The organism is Marinobacter sp. DS40M6 (genome assembly GCF_028581595.1).
Lineage (GTDB): Bacteria > Pseudomonadota > Gammaproteobacteria > Pseudomonadales > Oleiphilaceae > Marinobacter > Marinobacter salarius.
Genome location: NZ_JAFCAE010000005.1, coordinates 130,255 through 142,443, shown reverse-complemented (window position 1 = coordinate 142,443; position 12,189 = coordinate 130,255). Strand labels below are relative to the sequence as shown.

Annotated in this window: 11 protein-coding genes; 3 read left to right on the top strand and 8 right to left on the bottom strand. The window is 56.8% G+C overall.

Annotated features, from left to right (window positions below; genetic code table 11):
- The first annotated feature begins 164 nt into the window (after positions 1-164).
- On the top strand, positions 165-638 hold the full coding sequence (locus tag JJO78_RS14420; RefSeq protein ID WP_036211032.1) for a Dps family protein: 474 nt from the start codon (positions 165-167) through the stop codon (positions 636-638).
- Between the two features lie 181 nt (positions 639-819).
- Positions 820-2,523: a choice-of-anchor I family protein gene (locus tag JJO78_RS14415; protein ID WP_075194240.1), complete on the top strand. Its 1,704-nt coding sequence runs from the start codon at positions 820-822 to the stop codon at positions 2,521-2,523.
- A gap of 60 nt (positions 2,524-2,583) precedes the next feature.
- Here the strand turns inward: JJO78_RS14415 and JJO78_RS14410 are convergent, their stop codons facing one another.
- The 7 genes from JJO78_RS14410 to JJO78_RS14380 all read right to left on the bottom strand — a co-directional run bounded on the left by JJO78_RS14410 (position 2,584) and on the right by JJO78_RS14380 (position 10,129).
- A complete protein-coding gene (locus tag JJO78_RS14410) occupies positions 2,584-3,714 on the bottom strand; it encodes an NAD(P)/FAD-dependent oxidoreductase (RefSeq protein WP_036211038.1) in 1,131 nt (376 codons plus the stop codon).
- 2 nt (positions 3,715-3,716) lie between these two features.
- Positions 3,717-5,036: an SAM-dependent methyltransferase gene (locus JJO78_RS14405; protein WP_075194241.1), complete on the bottom strand. Its 1,320-nt coding sequence runs from the start codon at positions 5,034-5,036 to the stop codon at positions 3,717-3,719.
- A gap of 284 nt (positions 5,037-5,320) precedes the next feature.
- On the bottom strand, positions 5,321-6,616 hold the full coding sequence (locus JJO78_RS14400; protein WP_075194242.1) for a TRAP transporter large permease: 1,296 nt from the start codon (positions 6,614-6,616) through the stop codon (positions 5,321-5,323).
- On the bottom strand, positions 6,613-7,158 hold the full coding sequence (locus JJO78_RS14395) for a TRAP transporter small permease subunit (RefSeq protein ID WP_036211047.1): 546 nt from the start codon (positions 7,156-7,158) through the stop codon (positions 6,613-6,615). Before JJO78_RS14395 ends, JJO78_RS14400 begins: the two co-directional genes overlap by 4 nt.
- A gap of 100 nt (positions 7,159-7,258) precedes the next feature.
- Entirely contained in the window at positions 7,259-8,335 is a 1,077-nt protein-coding gene (locus tag JJO78_RS14390) for a TRAP transporter substrate-binding protein (protein ID WP_075194243.1), read from the bottom strand.
- 182 nt (positions 8,336-8,517) lie between these two features.
- A complete protein-coding gene (locus tag JJO78_RS14385; protein ID WP_075194244.1) occupies positions 8,518-9,579 on the bottom strand; it encodes a PA0069 family radical SAM protein in 1,062 nt (353 codons plus the stop codon).
- 85 nt (positions 9,580-9,664) lie between these two features.
- Positions 9,665-10,129 carry an ATPase gene (locus JJO78_RS14380; RefSeq protein WP_075194245.1) on the bottom strand — a complete coding sequence of 155 codons (465 nt, stop codon included), beginning with the start codon at positions 10,127-10,129 and terminating at the stop codon, positions 9,665-9,667.
- A 192-nt stretch (positions 10,130-10,321) separates the two neighbouring features.
- On the opposite strand from JJO78_RS14380, the gene JJO78_RS14375 reads away from it, so the two are divergent.
- Positions 10,322-11,395, top strand: coding sequence for a beta-N-acetylglucosaminidase domain-containing protein (locus tag JJO78_RS14375; protein ID WP_075194246.1), 1,074 nt, complete (start codon positions 10,322-10,324; stop codon positions 11,393-11,395).
- A 14-nt stretch (positions 11,396-11,409) separates the two neighbouring features.
- Here JJO78_RS14375 and JJO78_RS14370 read toward each other — a convergent pair whose 3' ends face one another.
- Positions 11,410-12,117, bottom strand: coding sequence for an SIMPL domain-containing protein (locus JJO78_RS14370; RefSeq protein ID WP_075194247.1), 708 nt, complete (start codon positions 12,115-12,117; stop codon positions 11,410-11,412).
- Between the last annotated feature and the right edge of the window lie 72 nt (positions 12,118-12,189).

Below are 12,189 nucleotides of genomic sequence, written 5' to 3'. Positions count from 1 at the left end.
TAAATAAATAATATGCAGATTTTTGATAGCCCTTAGCTATTACTTGGTCTTGCCAAAGATTAGTAAGAGCTATCAAGAAGATTGGATAACTAAACTTTATCTATTCACGATTCCTGGTTAGATTAGCCACCAGTACATTCCGGTAACTGTCAAGGAGACACGTTATGAGCAAGAACTTTATTGGTCTGGACACTGAAAAGACCCAGAGCCTGGCGAACGCACTGAACGATCTGCTGTCCAACTACCAGATCTTCTACATGAACGTTCGTGGCTATCACTGGAACATCAAAGGTGACAACTTTTTCGAACTGCATGCCAAGTTTGAAGAGCTTTATGACGACCTGCTGTTGAAGATTGACGAGATAGCCGAGCGGGTGCTGACCCTCGGGCACAGGCCTGCACACGCCTACAGCACCTACATCGAAAAATCCGAGGTGCCTGAGCGAAAGGATGTGGCCGATGGTAAGGATGCTGTTGAAAACATCGTGGAGAGCTTCGCCAAGCTGATTGGTAAGCAGCGGGAGTTGCTTCACCTAGCTGGCGATGCGGACGACGAGGGCACCGTTGCGTTGATGAGCGACTACATCTCTCAGCAGGAAAAGACGGTATGGATGTACCGTAGCTACCTCGGCCAATAAAGCCCTTGAAGCTCTCAATCACTTGAGCAAGTGTTGATAATGGCGACCGCACGGTCGCCATTTTTTTGCTGATACCACCTTCCCTGAGCAGTTCTGACTTAAAAGTGACGCATTTCTGTCACCTCTTCTCCATAAAGTGTCGTGTACAACCACACGTGTAACGACAGAAGAAGAGGCAAACATGACATTCCAGAACTCACTCCTTACGGCAGCCATCCTCGCATCCACCCTGGGCCTGGCGGCCTGCGACGGTGATGACGGCGACGATGGCAGTACCGGTTCGCCCGGCACCAGCCAGACCCTGATTGAGCTGAATACCCTCGGCACCTATGCAAGTGGTGCTTTCGATGAAGGCGCAGCGGAAATCGTGGCTCACGATCCCGCCAACCAGCGTCTGTTTGTCATCAATGCCAACGATTCGACCGTGGACGTGCTGGACATCCAGGACCCGGAGATGCCGGTCAAGCTCAGCACCATTGATGCCACCGCCGAAGGTGCTTCTGCGAACAGCGTGGCGGTATACGGCGATCTCGTGGCCGTCGCCATTGAAGCCAACGTCAAGCAGGACAACGGCAAGGTGGTGTTCTATAACAGCACTGACCTGAACAAGGTGGGTGAAGTAGAGGCGGGCGCCCTGCCGGATATGCTGACGTTTACCCGCGATGGCCACAAGCTCCTGGTGGCCAACGAGGGCGAACCCAGTGATGACTACAGTGTTGACCCGGAGGGTTCCGTTAGCATTGTTGACCTGTCCAACGGCGTGGCTGCGGCGACGGTCACCACGGCCGGGTTCGCCAGCTTCAACGGTCAGCTGGCCGAACTTATGGAACAGGGCCTGAGAGTGTTCGGGCCGGGCGCCACTCTGGCACAGGATCTGGAGCCGGAATACATAGCGATCTCTATCGACGGTGAAAAAGCCTGGGTCGCGATGCAGGAGGCAAATGCCGTTGCCGAACTGGACATCGCGGCCGGGGAGATTACCGCCATTATTCCGTTGGGTTTCAAGGATCACAGCATCATCGGCAACGAATTGGATGCCAGCAACGACGACAGCGGCATCAACATTCGCAACTGGCCGGTGAAAGGCATTTACCATCCGGATGCCATGACCAGCTACGGTTTTAACGGAAAAACCTATTACATCACCGCCAACGAGGGTGATTCCCGGGATTACGACGGCTTCAGTGAGGAATTCCGCGTCGCCGACCTGACGCTGGATGCCATGGCCTTCCCGAACGCTGCCGAGTTGCAGGAAGACGCTAACCTGGGACGCCTGAACGTCACATCCACCCTGGGTTTTGGCAATTCCTGCGCGCCCAGCGATCCTGCCAACGTCATTCTCGTGGGCGGTGAGTATGACCGGAGCTATGTGGAGAATAACTGTGTCTACAGTGAGCTCTACGCCTACGGTGCGCGTTCGTTTTCAATCTGGTCGGAAACCGGCGAGCGGGTCTTCGACAGCGGCAGTGAATTCGAGCGCATTACCGCGAGCCTGATCCCGGACAATTTCAACAGCAATAATGACGAAAATGCGTTCGACAACCGCTCCGACGATAAGGGACCAGAGCCTGAGGCGGTCACCGTGGGTACCATTAATGGCCAGACCTTTGCCTTTATCGGCCTTGAACGGGTTGGGGGCATCATGGTCTATAACGTGACCAATCCGCAGAACCCGGAATTCGTCCAGTACCTCAATAACCGCGACTTCTCTGCCTCCCAGACCGATCTTGAGAGTGGAATGGCGGGTGATCTTGGGCCCGAGGGGCTTGCCTTTATCGCTGCTGGGGACAGCCCCAATGGCAAGCCAATGTTAGCGGTAGGCAACGAGGTGAGTGGCACGACCACTCTGTATGGTATCGATGTGATTGAACTGGCCGCTGACTGACCGTCGGCGTGATAAGGAGAACCGGACCGGGTACTGCCCGATCCGGTTCTATACGTTCTCTCAACCCTGGGAGACCGTCGCCAGTGGTGGCACCTGCTGATGCAGGAACCATTTTTCGGTGACCACCTTGCGGGTAAACCAGTGAGACCGCATCAGGGTACTGGCCAATGGCATTTTGACCCAGTCCGGCACTTGCCAGCCCTCATCCTGAGGCATGGCGCGATTACCAAAACGGCTGGCAATAGCTTCGCCGTAGGCCTGCAGTGCCTGGGCGGAATAATCCTCCTGGTCGCGAATAATGTCCGCCGCCATCAACGCAGACTCGATGGCAGGGCGAATACCTTCGCCGCTCTGGGTGTAGGCCAAGCCGGCGGAATCCCCGATCAACAGCAGGCCGTCATCGGCCAGTTGTCTTTCCGCGTGGGCGTATAGCAGGTAGGCATGACCTTTGAACTTGCCCGGTAAATCGGCCGGTATGCGTCCTTCGGATTTCATTTCCTCCACGAAGGCGTTGAGGTGCTCGGTCAGTTTGTGATTGTCTTCCCGGCCAAGGCCGATATTGAGGAAATTACCTTTTCGGAACACCCAGGCATAGCCCTTCAGGTCGCGGCAGAACCAGAGCTCGGGGGTGTCGCCACGAGCTTCGCACACCTCGGCCTGTTGAGGCGTCATCTCGAATTCCACCTCTTTGGCCGCCACTACGACTTCGTGGCTGCCGGGGCCGTCTCCCATCAGCTTCGCCACCGGGCAGAAATGGCCCCCGGCACCTACGATCAGGGGCGCCTCCCAGGTATCGTTGATCACCCAGTTGCCATCGCGACGAACAATGGACTTGACCGGTGTGTTCAGTTGCTTCGGCACGGCTGTCCTGTCCAGAAGAAACGCATCGAACTCGCAGCGTCGTATGCCGTAGCTGACAATCTCACCGTGGTCATTTTCCACCGCCGATTGCCCCATCATGCCTATACGGAACCGCCGGATGGGCTGAAGGGTTCGTCCGGTGCCGTAGTGGTTGATGTCGATATCGAGACTGTCCATCACCGCAGGAGTAACCCAGCCGGCGCAGGTCTTGTCCCGAGGAAAGTCCTGCTTATCGATTACCAGAATGCGTTTGCCGCTGTCCTGCAGTGCGTGGGCGAGGGTGGAGCCGGCAGGCCCGGCACCTACGATAATCAGGTCGTAGTAGTCCATGATTATGCCTCCGGAGCTGCGGGGGACGAATAGATGTCCTGGCGGTTTTGTGGCAGCTGGTTGTTCCCGCCATGGGTGAAGACCACCTGGAACAGTTGCAGTGACCCGGCGCGGAAGGCGGCTATGGAGCCGGCGAGGTACATTTCCCAGGCCCGGGCAAAGTGCCCGTCGTACATTTCTGTGACCTTGTCCATGTTGCTTCTGAACCGTTCCATCCAGTGGGTCAGCGTCTGTGCGTAGTGCAGTCTGAGATTTTCGACATCCAGCACCGAAAAGTCGCTGTGTTCGCAGATACCCATGAACTCAGAGATACTCGGTGGGTAAGCACCCGGAAAGATGCGTTTCTCGATCCAGGCGTTCATCAGCATGGGCCGGTTGCGGCCGATGCTGTGCAGTAACGCCAGGCCGTCCGGCTTCAGGGAACGACTGATAAGCTCCGACAGCGCCAGGTAATTGTCCTTGCCGACATGCTCCAGCATGCCGATGGACACAAAGGCGTCATATTGGCCGCTGATGTTGCGATAGTCGTCTTCAACGTACTCAATCAGGTGGTCCAGCTGCTGACGCCTGGCTTCTTCCCGAGCGTACGTCAGCTGTTCTTTCGAGATGTTGTAGGAATGTACCTTCACGCCGTAATTCCGGGCCATATAGCGCGCTAGACCACCCCAGCCACAGCCGGCTTCCACAACCGTCATGCCGGGTTTTAGTCGTAACTTGCGGCAAACGTGCTCCAGCTTGGCCAGTTGGGCCTGTTCCAGGGTCAAATCCGGCGTTTCGTAATAGGCGCAGGTGTACTGCATTTCGGCATGATCCAGCCAGAGCCGGTAAAACTCGTTGCCCAGATCGTAGTGGTGGTGAATGTTCTCCCGGGCTTCAGAAACGCCAGTAGAGCGGGGGTTGTGGTTGCGCCACAGGGCTTCCAGCCATTTGGGCCATTTCTGCCTGGCGTTGTGAATTGAGCGGTAAAGTGTCTCCATCAGCTCCGAAAGATCGCCATCTACCTGCAGCCTGCCCGCACTGTATAGATCCCCAAACGCCAGGTTGGGGTTGGTGACCAGCGTAAACAGCGCCTTGGGGTCTGTCAGTTTGAGCGTAAAACGGGCATGGCCTTCTTCGGGGTCAATGAATTCATTGTTCCACAGCTGGAACCGTAGCGGTGGTGACCCGGCCATGCGCATCAGCTTGGCGATCAGCCAGCGTTCATAACTGTGAGGCTCACGGTCCGCCTGCTGCTCTTCCAGGGGCAACGTCAGGACGTGAGGCCTGTCCTCCGGTCGGTCGTTGGTGGGCGCTGGGGGCTTCCGGGCGGTGCTTTGGCTCATGGATACATATCTCCCTTTTTCAGCTGGTTAATCACGGACTGAAGTCGGCGGGCTTGGCCGACAGTGATTCAGCATCAGGGCGTGTCCCGATATCACAACTGAGAATCGCCTGCTTCGTCTTTAGTATAGAAAACAAGCGTGTTTTGTCATATCCCCCCACACACCAAAGAATGGAGGGTTGCTATTGGGGCAATAGGTAAAAGGGGTAAAAGCGGGAATGGCGGGCGAAAAAACCGGGGCTGCACGGCCCCGGCTTGTTGGTGTGCTGTCGACTGGCGCCGACGTCAGTAGGTCGAACTCATGCCAAACCATTCCGGGAAAATCACGATCATCACCAGCACCAGTACCTGCATCAGGATAAACGGTAGTACCCCTTTGTAGATATCGATGGTCTGTACACCGGGTGGTGATACGCCTTTGAGATAGAACAGACTGAACCCGAATGGGGGCGTCAGGAAACTGGTTTGCAGGTTCATGGCAATCAGAATCGCGAACCACAGCATGTTGATGCCCATGGCTTCCGCCACTGGTGCCAGGATCGGAACGATGATGAACGAAATTTCCACGAAGTCGATGAAGAAGCCCAGCACCAGGATGACCAGCATGGCCAGGATGATGAAACCCCATTTTTCGCCGGGAAGCTGCAGTAGCCATTCTTCCAGCAGGTAATCGCCACCGGTGTAGCTGAACACCATCGAGAATGCGGTTGCACCGACGAGGATGGCGAACACCATGGCAGTGACCTTCACCGTGTCCTTTGAGGCATCCCACACCATCTTGAAGGAGAACTGGCGGTAAATGATGGCCAGCACCACGGCGCCGACACCACCGAGCGCCGAAGATTCCGTGGGGGTGGCAATACCGGCAAAGATGGAGCCCAGTACGACGATGATCAACGCCAGCGGCGGGATAATCGCCAGCAGCGCTGCACGGATTTCCTTGCCCCGTGACAGTCCGCTGTCATCCGGCATGGCGGGGCCGGTTTCAGGCTTGAAGCGGGTGAGAACAAGGATGTAGATGATGTACAGACCGACCAGCACCACACCTGGGATAACGGCTGCCCTGAAGAGGTCGCCAACCGGGAGCCCGAGCACGTCGCCAAGGATAATCAGGATAATCGAAGGCGGTACGATCTGGCCCAGTGTGCCGGACGCACAGATAGTGCCCGTTGCAAGCCGCTTGTCGTAGTTATGGGCCAGCATCACGGGGAGAGAGATCAGACCCATGGCTACCACACTGGCACCGACGACGCCCGTTGATGCGGCGAGCAGGGCACCTACCAGGATGGTGGAAATGGCCAGGCCCCCTGGCAATCCACCGAACAGGCGGCCCATGGAGGTCAGCAATTGCTCGGCCAGCCGCGTGCGTTGCAGGACCACACCCATGAAGATGAACAATGGCACCGCCATCAGCACCGTGTTCTGCATGACGCTCATAATGCGATAAGGCATGAAAGCAAACAGATCCATGCCTTCGGCATAGATCCCGAAAAACAGGGCAACGCCGCCAAAGGTAAAGGCAACCGGGAAGCCCAGCATCAGCAGGAGGAGGGCGGCTCCGAACATAATCATACCGATCATGCGAGACCCTCCGCGCCGTGCTTGGGCTCATAGGTCTTGTCGCCGGAGATAACCCGTATTGCGAAGGTCACCATGTTGAACCCGGCGATACCGGTAAACACCGCGGAAATCGGGATCACGCTCTTGATCACCCAGCGATGGGGTAGCCCACCCGGGTCGCCGCTGCCTTCGCCCATGCTGTAGGACTCAACGGCAAAATCGTAACCGTAGTTCCAGATCAGGTAGGCAAAGGGGATGACAAAGATAACAGCACCAACGATGTTGACCCAGGCCTTGGTCTTGTCACGCCAGCGGGTGTAGAAAACGTCTACGCGAACATGGCCGTCCGTGCGCAATGCGTAGGGGATGCCCAGCAGGAACACCACGGAATAGAGATGCCACTCCATTTCCTGCATACCGATCGAAACTTCATTGAAAGCGTAGCGGGCTACTACGTCGTAGAAGACGTTACCGGCCATCAGAATCATTGCGGCACAGGCCACCCAGCCGCAAAAAATGGACAGGGTGGCCAGGCCCTCGTCCAGCTTGATAATCCAACGCATTGATTGTCCTCCGCCAGCGAGCCGGCGATTTTTCAATTGCTATAAACGACAAAACCGGGATCACTGCTAGAGCGATCCCGGCTCAGTTACTGCCGATATGTTACTCGACTTCTGCCATCGTGTTTAGGTAGGCCCGCTCGGAAATGTCCGTGTAGGCCCGGCTCTTCTCAAGATATTCCTGTTGGGATTTTACAATCTTTGCGGCTTGCTCATTGTTCGCTGCCGCTTCTTTCAGGAGTTTCTCGTTGGCCTCGTGCATGGCCTGGAAGATTTCCTCAGGGAATTTCTTGATCTGTACGTTCGGGTACTCTTCCTTGATGTTGGCCCAGGCTTCTGCGTTTGCGTGCTGAGAGTGAACCAGCATGTCGTAGGAGGCTGTGCGCATAGCGACGCGCATGATTTCACGAAGGTCGGCTGGCAGTTTTTCCCATACCTTCTTGTTCACCAGGAACTGCAGCTCCGTGGCGGGCTCGTGCCAGCCAGTGTAGTAATAGTCTGCAATTTGCTGGAAACCGAGACGCAGATCCAGGGAAGGACCAACCCACTCAACCGCGTCAATGGTGTTGCGTTCCAGGGCTGTGTAAAGCTCGCCCGGTGGGATGTTGGTCGGATTAACGCCTACTTCTGCAAACACCTCACCGGCGAAGCCAGGAATACGCATCTTCAGGCCCTGCAGGTCTTCGAGAGTGTTGATTTCCTTGCGAAACCAGCCGCCCATTTGAACGCCGGTGTTGCCACCCGGGAACGACAGCATGTTGTGGGGTTCGTAAACCTCCTGCATCAGTTCCATACCACCGCCGTGGTAGAACCAGGCGTATTGTTCCATCGCGTTCATGCCGAAAGGCATGCTTGTGAAGAACAGGGTGTTGGGTACTTTGCCTTTCCAGTAGTAGGACGCGGAATGACCCATGTCGTACTGGCCGGCCTTGACCATATCAAAGACACCGAAGGGCGCTTTGTGCTTGTTTGACGAGTCGATGCGGACCTTCAGGCGGCCGTCGGACATCTTTTCGACAGTTTCAGCGAACCGTTTGGTGGTGTCACCGAAAATCGGGAAGTTGGGCCCCCAGGTCTCGGCCAGGCGCAGGGTAAACGTGTCTTGAGCGAGGGCTTGTGTGGAAGCAAAGGTAGTTGCTACAGCCAGCACAGCCGCGGATAGAACAGAACGGATCTTCATTGCTCTTCTAGCCTCTTTTGTCGTTATTGTGTTGAGAGCCTCTCCCTCTGTCTGGGAAAGTAACTCCTAATTCTAGTTCAAGTTATCAACAAACGTTAAGAAACGGAACGAAAAACCCGCCTCTGTACGACCTAGGTCTTACGACTTTCTCCCGCTGGTCAGCATGAGGTAATGTTTCCGGTCTAGAACAATCCGATCTGCTCACCCGCAGGACGCCTGAAGAGGTCGCTTCTAAGGGGCTCTGCCTGATGAAGGTTCAGGCCCAGTTGCCTTGCGCGCTTTGCGAAGCGCTGGCGGACAAGATCTGCGTAGGGGCCCGTTCCTGTCATTCTGCGCCCGAACTGGGCATCGTAACTTTTGCCACCCCGCAAATCGCGCATGCGATTCATCACATGACTGGCCCGGTCTGGAAAGTGCCGCTGCAACCAGTCCTGGAACAGCTCATCCAGTTCCAGCGGCAGGCGAAGCATGATCCAGCTTGCCCGTTCCGCACCTGCCTCTGCTGCGACCCCCAGAATGCTCTCAATTTCATGATCGTTGATGAACGGGATAACCGGCCCCAGGATGATGCCCGTTGGTACGCCGGCAGCGGCCAGCTCACGGATGACTTTCAGGCGTGTCGCCGGCGCTGCAGTGCGAGGTTCCATCTGGCGCTTCAGGGTATTGTCCAGGGTGGTTAAGCTGACCCGAACGGAACACAGGCCCTGATGTGCCAGTTCTGACAGCAGGTCCAGGTCCCTCAGAATCAGTGCCCCCTTGGTGATAATGGACACCGGATGGCGATACTCGACCAACACCTTGAGGACGTCGCGGGTAATTTCCCGGTGCTTCTCAACCGGCTGATAGGCATCGGTGTTCACGCCAAGGGCAATTGGCGACACACGGTAGCCGGGTTTATCGAGCTCCCTTCGAAGCTGTTCCGCAGCATTGGGTTTGGCGATCAGCCGGGTTTCGAAGTCCAGCCCCGGCGACATGTCCCAGTACGCATGGGTAGGCCGGGCAAAGCAGTATATGCACGCATGCTCGCAACCTCGGTACGGATTTATGGACTGGTCGAACGGCACATCCGGCGACTGGTTCCGGCTGATAATCGTACGCACCTGTTCATCCACCACTTCGGTTGCCAGTGAGTCCGGGCAGGTATCGTCAGCGGGGTCCTGATACCAGCCATCATCGTATTGGCGGTCCGTCACTATGGGCTGGAAGCGGTTCTGTGGGTTGAGGGGTGTCGCGCGAGTCTTCATGGGGGAAACTCCCGATACTGTTTATATATACAGTACTATCGGTGACTCGCGATTTCCAGTTTTCATGTACAGAGAGTGGAAGAATTCAGACATCATCCATCATGCCAATCTGCCTCGCGAGCCTCATGGCTTCGTTCTCCTCCATGGCGCGTAGGGATTCAGCGAGTTCTTTCGCTTCCGGAATCTCTGCCTTGCCGGCCAGGCTGTCATACAGGTCGATCAGTTGGTCATGGAAGTCGAACACCTCGCGGACAATGCTGTCGAAGTCGAGACTGGCGTAATGATCATCGCAGGTGCGGTGGGTTTTGATGGCCTTGTGTTCGTCGTTCAGGTAGTCGTAGAGTCTTGTTTTCAGGGCTCGTGAATCGGCCTGTTTCTCGAACTCCGCCGTGATGCGCTCCAGTTCGGCCTCATGGTCCGACAGATACGTCAGCAGTGCCCGGGCTCGCTCCTCCTTGTTTTTTGTTGAGCACTCCGACAAACATCGGGACAGGTGGGCGTGGAGCTCGCGAGCCCACTCAATCAGGTCTTCAAAGCTTTTAATGTCCATTTGCCAGGCTCCTTATCCACATGGGTAATCGGAGAGCGGATGTGAATCGCCACTGCTCATTACTACTCATCACTACATCATCAGTACGAGAAGTCTAGCCGACATTGCTAAACTTGTCCGGTGACCCCCACGGCCTGATGAGATACCCTCTGGACGGTAAACCATCTGTGTACTCGCGAAATGGAAACGCCAATGGCAGAGCAACCCCCACTGGGAATCATCGAAGGCTTCTATGGCCCGTTGTGGAGCTGGGAAGAGCGTCGGCAGCTGGTTGCGGCACTGGCTCCCCATGGTTATCGGAACTATTGGTACGCACCCAAGGCGGATGCTTTTCTCAGGCGCCGGTGGAACGAGCCGCATCCGCAAGCGGAGGCCGATGAGCTGGCTGATTTCGCCCGGTTTTGTGGCAGTCACGGAGTCCGGTTCGGCATTGGCCTGAGCCCGTTCGAGGTGTTCAACAATTTCGATGGCTCGGCGAAAACCGCGCTGACGCAAAAACTGGCAGCGTTTGATCAGTTGGGTATCACCGATCTGGCGATCCTGTTTGATGACATGAAAAGCGATACACCGGAACTGGCGGCCAGACAGGCGGACATCATTCACTGGGTGGCAGAACGCAGTACAGCGGACCAACTGACCGTCTGCCCCAGCTACTACTCCGATGATCCGGTGCTGGACCGGGTGTTTGGTCCTCGTCCCGAGCATTACCTGGAAGATCTAGGCAAGGCACTGGACCCGTCCGTGCAGGTGTTCTGGACGGGCGAGGAGGTGTGTTCGCGGGAGATATCGCCGGGCCACCTGCAGCGTGTTTCAGAAGCGCTGGGGCGCAAGCCGGTGCTGTGGGATAACTACCCGGTGAACGACGGTGACCGTATGTCCCGGCATCTGCACCTGCGGGCATTTACCGGCCGGCCGGCGGCCAACGGCCCGTATCTCTCGGGCCACGCCATTAATCCCGCGTTACAGCCAACGCTCACTACGATTCCGGCCATCACTCTGGCCCGTAGCTACGAACAGGGGCCCGGCTACCAGTATGGCAAGGCCTTCCAACTGGCCGCCGAGGAAGTGTTGGGCAAAGAGTTGGCGCAGCAGGTACAGGCCGATCTGCTCCTGTTGCAGGATGCCGGCTTGCATAGGCTCAGTACCGAACGCCATCAGGCGCTGACGGAATGTTATGGCCGCTTTGATCACCCGGCCGCCAGCGAGATCCTGCATTGGCTGGCCGGCCGCTATCAGGTTACCGATGAAATGGTGCAGACCCAGTAGCCGGTGGCGACTGTCTATTTAAGATAGTACTCCACGGTGGTCACCACCCGGACGGTTTTAATCGGCTGTTGGCCTTCGCTGACGCCTGGTGCCTGGTCTCGGGCCAGGATCTGGAACACGCCCTGATTGGCGCGGCGCAGGTTCCCCAATTCAGTTTTTGCATCCCTGGCAAACTGTGCGGCGGCCTCGCGGGCGGCGGCGGTGGCCTCGGCAATCATCTCGGGTTTGATGTCGTTCAACCGGTTAAACAGGTAAGTCGGCCCGCCTGGGCCATAATCGGATGACAGAATGACGCCGGAATCCACCAGTTCACTGACAGACTGCGCGGCCTGGCGAATGCGATCGATGTCGTCGCTGCGAACCATCAGGGTCTGGTTGATGATGAACTTCTGGCCGTTGCTTTCCTGGTAGGGATTGGCGCGGGTGTCCGTAACGTCCAGGCGTTGCAGTTCCACTGCGTCTGTGTCGATGGCTTGCAGCTTGAGGAAGGCCATAATGGCTTCGCGGCTGCTGCGGGCCTTCTCGCGGGCTTCGTCCAGGCTGTTGCCGGTAGCGACGAAACGCAGGGGCCAGAGTGCGAGGTCCGCCTGCACCTCCCGTTCCGCAACGCCCTTGACGGTGACGAAACGGTCTCCGGTGCGTAGCCCGGTCAGGCCGTTGGCGATGAGTGACGCGGAAACAACGGCGGCAATCGCCAGGATCAGGGTAGACAGAATTTTCATCACGGCGTCCTTGTGCGTGGATCTGGCGGATACCATCGCCGCAAATACCGGGGGCGTCAAGCGCCCCCGGAG

Bases quoted from the DNA above. Each gene is read 5' to 3' on its own strand.
- JJO78_RS14420 (WP_036211032.1), top strand. From the start codon at position 165: ATGAGCAAGAACTTTATTGGTCTGGACACTGAAAAGACCCAGAGCCTG.
- JJO78_RS14400 (WP_075194242.1), bottom strand. From the start codon at position 6,616: ATGATCGGTATGATTATGTTCGGAGCCGCCCTCCTCCTGCTGATGCTG.
- JJO78_RS14410 (WP_036211038.1), bottom strand. From the start codon at position 3,714: ATGGACTACTACGACCTGATTATCGTAGGTGCCGGGCCTGCCGGCTCC.
- JJO78_RS14385 (WP_075194244.1), bottom strand. From the start codon at position 9,579: ATGAAGACTCGCGCGACACCCCTCAACCCACAGAACCGCTTCCAGCCC.
- JJO78_RS14375 (WP_075194246.1), top strand. From the start codon at position 10,322: ATGGCAGAGCAACCCCCACTGGGAATCATCGAAGGCTTCTATGGCCCG.
- JJO78_RS14390 (WP_075194243.1), bottom strand. From the start codon at position 8,335: ATGAAGATCCGTTCTGTTCTATCCGCGGCTGTGCTGGCTGTAGCAACT.
- JJO78_RS14395 (WP_036211047.1), bottom strand. From the start codon at position 7,158: ATGCGTTGGATTATCAAGCTGGACGAGGGCCTGGCCACCCTGTCCATT.
- JJO78_RS14405 (WP_075194241.1), bottom strand. From the start codon at position 5,036: ATGAGCCAAAGCACCGCCCGGAAGCCCCCAGCGCCCACCAACGACCGA.
- JJO78_RS14370 (WP_075194247.1), bottom strand. From the start codon at position 12,117: ATGAAAATTCTGTCTACCCTGATCCTGGCGATTGCCGCCGTTGTTTCC.
- JJO78_RS14380 (WP_075194245.1), bottom strand. From the start codon at position 10,129: ATGGACATTAAAAGCTTTGAAGACCTGATTGAGTGGGCTCGCGAGCTC.
- JJO78_RS14415 (WP_075194240.1), top strand. From the start codon at position 820: ATGACATTCCAGAACTCACTCCTTACGGCAGCCATCCTCGCATCCACC.